The sequence below is a fragment of the Craterilacuibacter sp. genome, assembly GCF_051659485.1.
Classification (GTDB): Bacteria; Pseudomonadota; Gammaproteobacteria; order Burkholderiales; family Chromobacteriaceae; genus Craterilacuibacter.
This window is the reverse complement of sequence record NZ_JBOFOO010000232.1, coordinates 1-7,503: the sequence shown is the minus strand read 5'-3', so window position 1 is coordinate 7,503 and position 7,503 is coordinate 1. Positions and strand designations below refer to the sequence as shown.

9 protein-coding genes are annotated in these 7,503 nt (G+C 57.5%); 3 read left to right on the top strand and 6 right to left on the bottom strand.

What is annotated here, in order from left to right; genetic code table 11:
* Positions 1-57: 57 nt before the first annotated feature.
* The 4 genes from ACRC1E_RS08290 to cyaY all read right to left on the bottom strand — a co-directional run bounded on the left by ACRC1E_RS08290 (position 58) and on the right by cyaY (position 2,684).
* Positions 58-786, bottom strand: coding sequence for an amino acid ABC transporter ATP-binding protein (locus ACRC1E_RS08290; protein WP_438514628.1), 729 nt, complete (start codon positions 784-786; stop codon positions 58-60).
* Between the two features lie 245 nt (positions 787-1,031).
* Positions 1,032-1,802, bottom strand: coding sequence for a 16S rRNA (adenine(1518)-N(6)/adenine(1519)-N(6))-dimethyltransferase RsmA (rsmA, locus tag ACRC1E_RS08285; RefSeq protein ID WP_438514627.1), 771 nt, complete (start codon positions 1,800-1,802; stop codon positions 1,032-1,034).
* Between the two features lie 151 nt (positions 1,803-1,953).
* Positions 1,954-2,364, bottom strand: coding sequence for a YqaA family protein (locus tag ACRC1E_RS08280; protein ID WP_438514626.1), 411 nt, complete (start codon positions 2,362-2,364; stop codon positions 1,954-1,956).
* Complete coding sequence (gene cyaY, locus ACRC1E_RS08275) at positions 2,364-2,684, bottom strand: iron donor protein CyaY (protein ID WP_438514625.1); 321 nt, start codon at positions 2,682-2,684, stop codon at positions 2,364-2,366. Before cyaY ends, ACRC1E_RS08280 begins: the two co-directional genes overlap by 1 nt.
* Positions 2,685-2,783: 99 nt before the next feature.
* Between cyaY and lptM the strand changes: the two genes are divergently transcribed.
* From lptM to ACRC1E_RS08260, 3 genes are read left to right on the top strand one after another with little or no spacing between them, the layout of a single operon-like run.
* On the top strand, positions 2,784-2,897 hold the full coding sequence (gene lptM, locus ACRC1E_RS08270) for an LPS translocon maturation chaperone LptM (protein WP_438514624.1): 114 nt from the start codon (positions 2,784-2,786) through the stop codon (positions 2,895-2,897).
* Positions 2,894-4,144 carry a diaminopimelate decarboxylase gene (gene lysA / locus ACRC1E_RS08265; RefSeq protein ID WP_438514623.1) on the top strand — a complete coding sequence of 417 codons (1,251 nt, stop codon included), beginning with the start codon at positions 2,894-2,896 and terminating at the stop codon, positions 4,142-4,144. Before lptM ends, lysA begins: the two co-directional genes overlap by 4 nt.
* Entirely contained in the window at positions 4,141-4,620 is a 480-nt protein-coding gene (locus ACRC1E_RS08260; protein ID WP_438514622.1) for a GNAT family N-acetyltransferase, read from the top strand. The genes lysA and ACRC1E_RS08260 overlap by 4 nt, the downstream gene beginning before the upstream one ends.
* Positions 4,621-4,666: 46 nt before the next feature.
* Here the strand turns inward: ACRC1E_RS08260 and ACRC1E_RS08255 are convergent, their stop codons facing one another.
* Entirely contained in the window at positions 4,667-5,347 is a 681-nt protein-coding gene (locus tag ACRC1E_RS08255) for a Fe2+-dependent dioxygenase (protein ID WP_438514621.1), read from the bottom strand.
* 68 nt (positions 5,348-5,415) lie between these two features.
* A partial coding sequence (locus ACRC1E_RS08250) for a TonB-dependent receptor (RefSeq protein WP_438514620.1) occupies positions 5,416-7,503 on the bottom strand: 2,088 nt, incomplete at its 5' end.

Below are 7,503 nucleotides of genomic sequence, written 5' to 3'. Positions count from 1 at the left end.
AAGCAGGCAGGTGTGGCCGGCATATCCGGCCCCGCCCTGCCATTGGGTTTTTATTATTTAATGGCCGCGCAGTTGGCCAAGGAATTGTTTGGCACGCTCATGCTGCGGATGACTGAAGAATTCCTCGGGGGGTGCTTGCTCTACAATCTGGCCGTGATCGACAAACACCACATAGTCGGCAACCTCACGGGCAAAGCCCATCTCGTGCGTGACGCACATCATGGTCATGCCGGACTTTGCCAGGTCTTTCATTACCTGCAGTACCTCGCCTATCATTTCCGGGTCCAGAGCCGAAGTCGGCTCATCGAACAACATCACCTTGGGCTTCATCGCCAAGCCGCGTGCAATCGCGACCCGCTGCTGCTGGCCACCGGACAGCTGCGCAGGGAAAGCGTCTTTCTTGTGGGCAAGGCCTACCCGCTCAAGCAACTCGAATGCCAGCTGATTGGCGGCGGCCCTATCCATTTTTTTAACGCGCATTGGCGACAGCGTAATATTGTCGAGCACCGACAGATGAGGATAAAGATTGAAGTGCTGAAAGACAAAGCCGACCTCTGCCCGTAGCAGATTAAGATCGGTCTTGGGATCGGTGACGGATTTTCCGTCAACCCAGATTTCACCATCGTTGATGGTTTCGAGCTGATTGAGCGTGCGGATCAAGGTGGATTTTCCCGAGCCGGAGGGGCCGCAGACCACCACGACCTCACCCTGGTTTACGGTCAGATTGACGCCATTGAGGACGTGCAAATCCTTGAACCACTTATGGACATTGATAAGCTTGATCATGGCGCGTGCCTTCATCGTTGCTGTGTTTCCCGGTGCTGACACAACCCTGCCCAAGCCAAGCCCATAGCGGATGGAACGCACCTGATCCTGCACAGGTAGCCCCTTGGTTGGTCATTGGCTATCCAGTTGGCCATAGCCAATTTTGGATACCGTCAGCAATCTAAATCTGCTATTTGCATACAATATGCCGCTTTTTTGCGATCTTGTCATTTTTAGCCGCTAGAGGCGGCCAGTCTTCATACTTTTCAGGCCGCCAGATAGTTGGCGATAGCGACGTATTGCTCAACGGCCAGATTTTCAGCGCGCAGGCCCGGATCGATACCCAGCGCCTCAAATCCGGCCAGATCCAGCACGCCCTTGAGATTATTACGCAAGGTCTTGCGCCGCTGCGCAAATGCCTTGGACACGATATCGGCAAACAAGACTTCATCTTTTGCCACACCGCAGCGGCCTGGCTGCGGAATCATGCGCACTACGGCAGAGTCCACCTTGGGTGGCGGCCAGAATGCGCCTGGCGGCACCATCAGCACCAGCTCCATCTCGAAACGGTACTGCAGCATCACGGTCAGGCGGCCATAATCGGCAGTCGACGGCTCGGCCACCATGCGTTCGACCACTTCTTTTTGCAGCATGAACTGCATGTCGACTACACGCTCGGGGAAACCGGCCAGATGAAATAGCAGCGGGGTGGAAATATTGTAGGGCAGGTTGCCAACCAGCTTGATGCGTTCGCCCAAGGAGGCAAAATCAAACGCCAGCGCGTCGCCCTCATGTATGGTCAGACGCTCGGCAGGAAACGTGGTTTTCAGCTTGCTGATAATATCGCGATCGATTTCCACCACGTGCAGGTGCTTGACCTTATCCAGCAAGGGGCGCGTCAGCGCACCCAGACCAGGGCCAATCTCGACAACGATGTCGTCAGGCTGAGCGCCTACGGCATTAACGATGCTTGCGATCACCTGCGCGTCCTGCAGGAAATTCTGACCGAAGCGTTTACGGGGGATATGTTGGCTCATAGGCTTACGGATTCTCGGATGATCGATTGTAAACTGCCTAACAAGCCGCACGCCAATTCCAACGGGATATAATAAGGCCTTTTCACGCTTGCCAAGCTCGATACTTCGTCCTAGGACACTGATCGGGTTAAAAGTGCAGTTTTATTGCCGGTCAAAGCAAAGACTTGATCCCCAGTACGATCACGCCGTAACGCAAACCTTTTCCAAGCACGATCCACGCCATACAGGGCAATACCGGCAAGCGCAACCAGCCGGCGACCAAAGGCAAGGCATCGCCAAGCAAGGGTATCCAGGATAGCAAAAGTGCCGACGGACCAAAGCGCTGCAGCCAGACAAGCGCACGGCCCGATATTTCTTTTTTCGGTGCCAGACGGCCGAAATACAGACTGGTCGCGCTACCCAGCGAATTAGCCACCGTCGCCAGCAGCAGGGCCATCATCCACCAGTCTGGCCACTGGTAAAGGAAAGCACCCAGCGCGATTTCGGAATTGCCGGGCAGTATTGTGGCCGATAAAAATGCCGACAAGGCCAAGCCGCCCAGACCCAGCCAAGCCGCATCCATCAGGCCGACAGCTCGAAGTCTTCACCGCTGGCCAGACGCACCGCCTGCGACAGGGTGGCAAAGAATTCGGCGCCATCACGCGCGGCAATCCAGCGCCCATCCGCTTGCAGGGCAAAGTGGTAGCCCCCGCTTTTGGCCGCAATCCAGACTTCCTGATTAGCACTATGGCGGTTAACCACAATCTTGCCGCCATCATCGAATTCTATTTCCAGCACATTGCCGTTCAGTACGCAATCCACATCCAGGCCGGCATCTTCCAGCGCCTGATCGATACGGGTAAACAGGCTATCGGTCAGCTTGAGAAATTCACTTTCATTCATGTCTTTTTATCCACAGGTTGGCCCATCGCACATCGGGCTATTGGGCGACAGCGCCGCCCTTTGCTAGTATGACGATTTTGCCACATCGGGCACTTCGATATGCGAACCGTGATCACCTTGCTGGCTTTATCTGTCCTTATCAGCGCCTGCGGCTACAAGGGCCCGCTGTATATGCCCAAAGATGCACCCGTCAAAACACAGGAAACTCCGTGAACGCCTTCCATTACACCCATCAACAGTTGCAGGTTGAAGATCTGCCGCTGGCCGATATTGCCCGTGAATTCGGTACGCCTTGCTTTGTCTACTCGGAAACAGCACTCACGCAAGCCTTCGAGGCCTACCGCAGTGCTTTTGCCAAGCTCGACCCCTTGATCTGCTATGCAATCAAGGCCAACTCCAATTTGTCCATCCTGCAATTGTTTGCCCGTCTGGGCGCAGGTTTCGACATTGTGTCCGGTGGCGAGCTGGCGCGGGTGCTGGCTGCCGGCGCACGTGCCGACAAAATCGTATTTTCGGGTGTGGGCAAAACCGCCGCCGAAATGCAGATGGCACTGGAAGCCGGGATTCACTGCTTCAACATCGAATCCATCAACGAGCTGCTACGCCTGAATGAGGTCGCCGGAAAAATGGGGCTGCAAGCGCCGGTCAGCCTGCGCGTAAACCCCAATGTGGATGCCAAGACTCACCCCTACATCTCCACCGGCCTAAAAGACAATAAGTTCGGCATCGCCTTTGATGCGGCCTTCGATGTTTATCGCGAAGCAGCGGCACTGCCTAACCTGAAAGTCACCGGCATCGATTGCCATATCGGTTCGCAACTGACCGATGCCAGCCCTCTGGTTGAAGCTCTGGACCGCCTGCTGGGGCTGATAGACCGCCTTAGCGAAGCCGGCATTGTGCTGGATCACGTCGATATCGGCGGGGGCTTAGGCATACGCTATAGCGATGAGACGCCACCCGATCTCGCCGCCTACGCAGCCCAGATCGAACAGCGACTGGCTGGCCGGCCACTCAAACTGGTGATGGAGCCGGGGCGCTCGCTAGTGGGCAACGCCGGCATCCTGCTGACGCATATCGAATACCTGAAGCTGGGCGAGAGCAAGAATTTTGCCGTTGTCGATGCAGCCATGAACGATTTGCTGCGCCCTTCGCTGTATTCGGCCTATCACGCCATTTTGCCGGTGACCCAGCATCCCGGCCTGACACCGCTACACTGCGATGTGGTCGGCCCGATCTGCGAATCCAGCGATTTTCTCGGCAAGAATCGTGAACTGGCGGTGAAAGAGGGCGATCTCCTGGCGGTGATGTCGTCCGGTGCCTACGGCTCCACCATGTCCAGCAATTACAACACCCGCACCCGCGCCGCCGAAGTTCTGGTGTCGGGCAAGGAAACCCGCCTGATCCGTCGCCGCGAAACACTGGACGAACTGCTGGCCAACGAAAAGAGCTTGCTGCAATGAGATCCACCATCCGCCCGATGGATCTGGGGCAAGCAGCAGAGCGCGAACTATTAGTGCGGCTGACCGACGCCTATGCGCATGACCCGATGGGAGGAGGGGAAGGGCTGTCGGCCTATGCGCTGGCACATCTGGCCGATGCCGTCGCCGCTCATCCCGGCCTGTTTGCTTTTGTCGCAGAGCAGGATGGCGAGCCGGTCGGCCACGCCTTGTGCATTACCGGCTTCTCCAGCTTTTACGCCGCACCCAACTGTAATCTGCATGACCTGTCGGTCTTGCCCAAGGCGCGCGGCCAGGGCTTGGGGCGCCAGCTATTGCAGGTCGTCGAAGCGGAAGCCCGGCAACGCCGGCTGTGTAAGGTCGTACTGGAGGTCAGGCCGGACAATGCTACCGGCCAGGCACTCTACCTGTCGGAAGGGTTTGAACTATCTGGACTGTGCGGTCAGGCTTATCTGATGATGGAAAAGCCGCTAGTCTGAGTGGCTAACCCACACGAGGCAGCCGGATGGCTGCCTTTTTTATGCTTCAGACCTCGGTCCACATTCTGAGCAGGTTGTGGTAGTTGGCGGTCAGCATTACCGTCTCCTCGCCGTCCCCCAAGCGCGCACGCAGGCTGCTGATGGCGCGGTCCATATCGAACAATAAAGTGCGCTTGGCATCGTCGCGCACCATGCTCTGCGTCCAGAAAAACGAAGCAATACGCGCACCATCCGCCACCGGTTCGACCCGATGCAGGCTGGTTGACGGGTAGAGAATCATATCGCCGGCCGGCAGTTTCACCTGATGGCTGCCATAGCAATCCTCGATCACCAGCTCGCCCCCCTCGTATTCGTCCGGCCCGGTAAGAAACAGCGTGCACGACACGTCGGTACGCACCCACAGCCCGGATAACGGATCGCTGCGTACCGCATTATCCACATGATTGCCAAAATCCATGCCGCCCTGGTAACAGTTGAACAAGGGTGGAAATACGGTTTTCGGCAAAGCCGCAGAAAAGAACATGGCATTACGCTTGAGCGCCGCCTCGACCATGGCCTGCAATTCTGGCGCTTCGGCTGCGTCCTGCGGCAATTGCAGATTGCGTTTGGCCTGTGCCGACTGGGTGCCGGCCGTGATGCGGCCATCGGCCCACGATGCACGCGCCAGTAGTGCGCGGCCATGCGCGAGTTCTTCGGGAGTCAATACTTCGGGGATATGCAACAACATGAGGGATTCCGGAATAAAAATCCGCCGGGGCACTAGGGGGAGCGCACCCGGCGGCAAGGGGTTAAGGCTTAGAATTTCATGCCCAGCGTCAGCTCGGCATTGCGCTGGTCGCCATAGGTGGCGTGGCCGGCATACAGGCCCTGATAATATTTCTCGTTGAACAGGTTGTTCACATTCAGCTGTACTTTGTAGTGACGGGTTTCATACGCCAGCATGGCGCTAACCAGTGCATATTCAGGCAATACATTGGTGTTGGCTTCGCTTGCATAACGCTTGCCGACCCAGTTGGCACCGGCACCAGCGGTCACCTCGGGTGTAAAGCGATAGCTGGTCCAGATGTTCGCGCTCAGGTTCGGGGTGTTGCGCGGGCGCTTGCCTTCGGTACCTGACTCGGTCCCGGCCTTGTCGATGGTGGCATCGAGATAGGTGGTTCCGGCAAATACTTCCCAGCGTTCGGTCAAACGGCCTGCCACTTCTACTTCAACACCATCGGTATGGCGCTTGCCGGAGAGCGTCACCACATCGGGGATCAAGGGATCGGTATTACGCTCGTTGGTTTTCTCGATACGGAACAAGGCACCACGCAGTTGTACATCGCCATCCAGCAAGTCGAGCTTGGCACCCAGCTCCATGTTGCGGTTCTTCTCCGGCCCAACCTTTTCCGTTGCCTTGTCCAGTGCATATGCCTCGCCCGACGGGTTGAACGAGGTACCGTAGCTGGCGTAGTAGGACTGGGCCGCATCCGGTTGCCAGATCAGCCCGCTGCGCCAGCTCCACACATTGTCGGTACGGCTAGCATCATATGAGCTGCGGTAGTCACCGCTCAGGTGGTCGAAGCGTGCGCCCAACAGCGCTTTCCATGTCGGGCTCAGCGTGATGAAGTCCTGCCCATACAATGCGGCACCATCCGCGACAAAGTCGCGATGGCTGGTCTTGACCCAGCGCAGGTTAGGCGTGTCGGAAGGGTTGGGGGCACCGACACTGGTTGATGGCTGCGAGGTGCCCGTCAGATTGTCGTGGCGATCGGTATACGAGCGCTCGCGCGTCAGCTCAAGGCCTGCCAGCAACTGATGGCGCATGCCGCCCAGCTCGATATCGGTGGTGAAATCGGTCTGGTTTGACCACGTTTCATCGACACCATTACGCTGTTTGAGCGAGCGTGCCATCACCGTGGCATCCGTCACCGGTTTTCCGGCACTAACACCAACCAGACGCGCCGCGATTGGCGCTGCATCGCGCTCGTAGCGCGCGTAACGCAGCTGACTCTTAACCTTGCTTTTATCGGTAATGCGATGCTCTAGCACGGCGGTAGCAAGGTCAGTCTTGGTATCTTCGTAATCCAGCCCTTTGAGGCCATAGTAGCGATCGTAAGGCACGTCCAGCGGCTCGAGCGTATTCGGGTCGAACGGCACACCGAAGTCGGTATTATTGTGCTCGGTCAGATGCATATACGACAGCGTGAGTGAAGTCGGGCCATCCAGACCGATGGCGATCGACGGGGCGAAGCCGTAGCGCTCGTCATCATTGGCGGTACGGCCGTTGTTCTTTTTCTCCGCCATCACGTTCAGGCGCAGCGCAATATTGTCGGTTTCGGCGTAATTGACATCGACCGTGGCGCGGCGCTTGTTGTCGGTGCCTAGGGTCAGCTCGGCTTCCTGCTTGTTGCCGGCATACGGCTGTTTACTCGCCAGATTGATCACGCCACCGGTCGAGCCACGCCCGAACAGCATCGAGCTAGGCCCCTTGAGCACTTCAACCTTCTCGGTGTTAAAGAGATCACGGGTGTACTGGCCGATATCGCGCGCGCCATCGACAAACATATCCGTGGTAGTGACAAAACCGCGCATCACCACTTGGTCACCGGTGCGCCCGCCTTCACCGGCAGCAAAGGTCAAGCCGGAGACATTCTTCAATGCATCTTTCAGCGAGTCCGCCCCCTGATCCGCGATCAATTGCTGGTTGATCACGGTAACCGACTGCGGAATATCGCGCAGTTGCTGCCAGGTCTTGCCTATGGTCGATGCACCAGTTGCCAGCGTGCCACGTGTGGCCTGCTCGCCGACCACCTGCACCGTATCCAGTCGCGTATTCGCTTCTGCCGCCAGAACCAGACCCGGGCATAAGGCAGCAGCGAGCATTCCCGCAGCCATGGCGGC

Coding starts and splice junctions, on each gene's coding strand:
- ACRC1E_RS08290 (WP_438514628.1), bottom strand. CDS start 786: ATGATCAAGCTTATCAATGTCCATAAGTGGTTCAAGGATTTGCACGTC.
- rsmA (WP_438514627.1), bottom strand. CDS start 1,802: ATGAGCCAACATATCCCCCGTAAACGCTTCGGTCAGAATTTCCTGCAG.
- ACRC1E_RS08280 (WP_438514626.1), bottom strand. CDS start 2,364: ATGGATGCGGCTTGGCTGGGTCTGGGCGGCTTGGCCTTGTCGGCATTT.
- cyaY (WP_438514625.1), bottom strand. CDS start 2,684: ATGAATGAAAGTGAATTTCTCAAGCTGACCGATAGCCTGTTTACCCGT.
- lptM (WP_438514624.1), top strand. CDS start 2,784: ATGCGAACCGTGATCACCTTGCTGGCTTTATCTGTCCTTATCAGCGCC.
- ACRC1E_RS08260 (WP_438514622.1), top strand. CDS start 4,141: ATGAGATCCACCATCCGCCCGATGGATCTGGGGCAAGCAGCAGAGCGC.
- ACRC1E_RS08255 (WP_438514621.1), bottom strand. CDS start 5,347: ATGTTGTTGCATATCCCCGAAGTATTGACTCCCGAAGAACTCGCGCAT.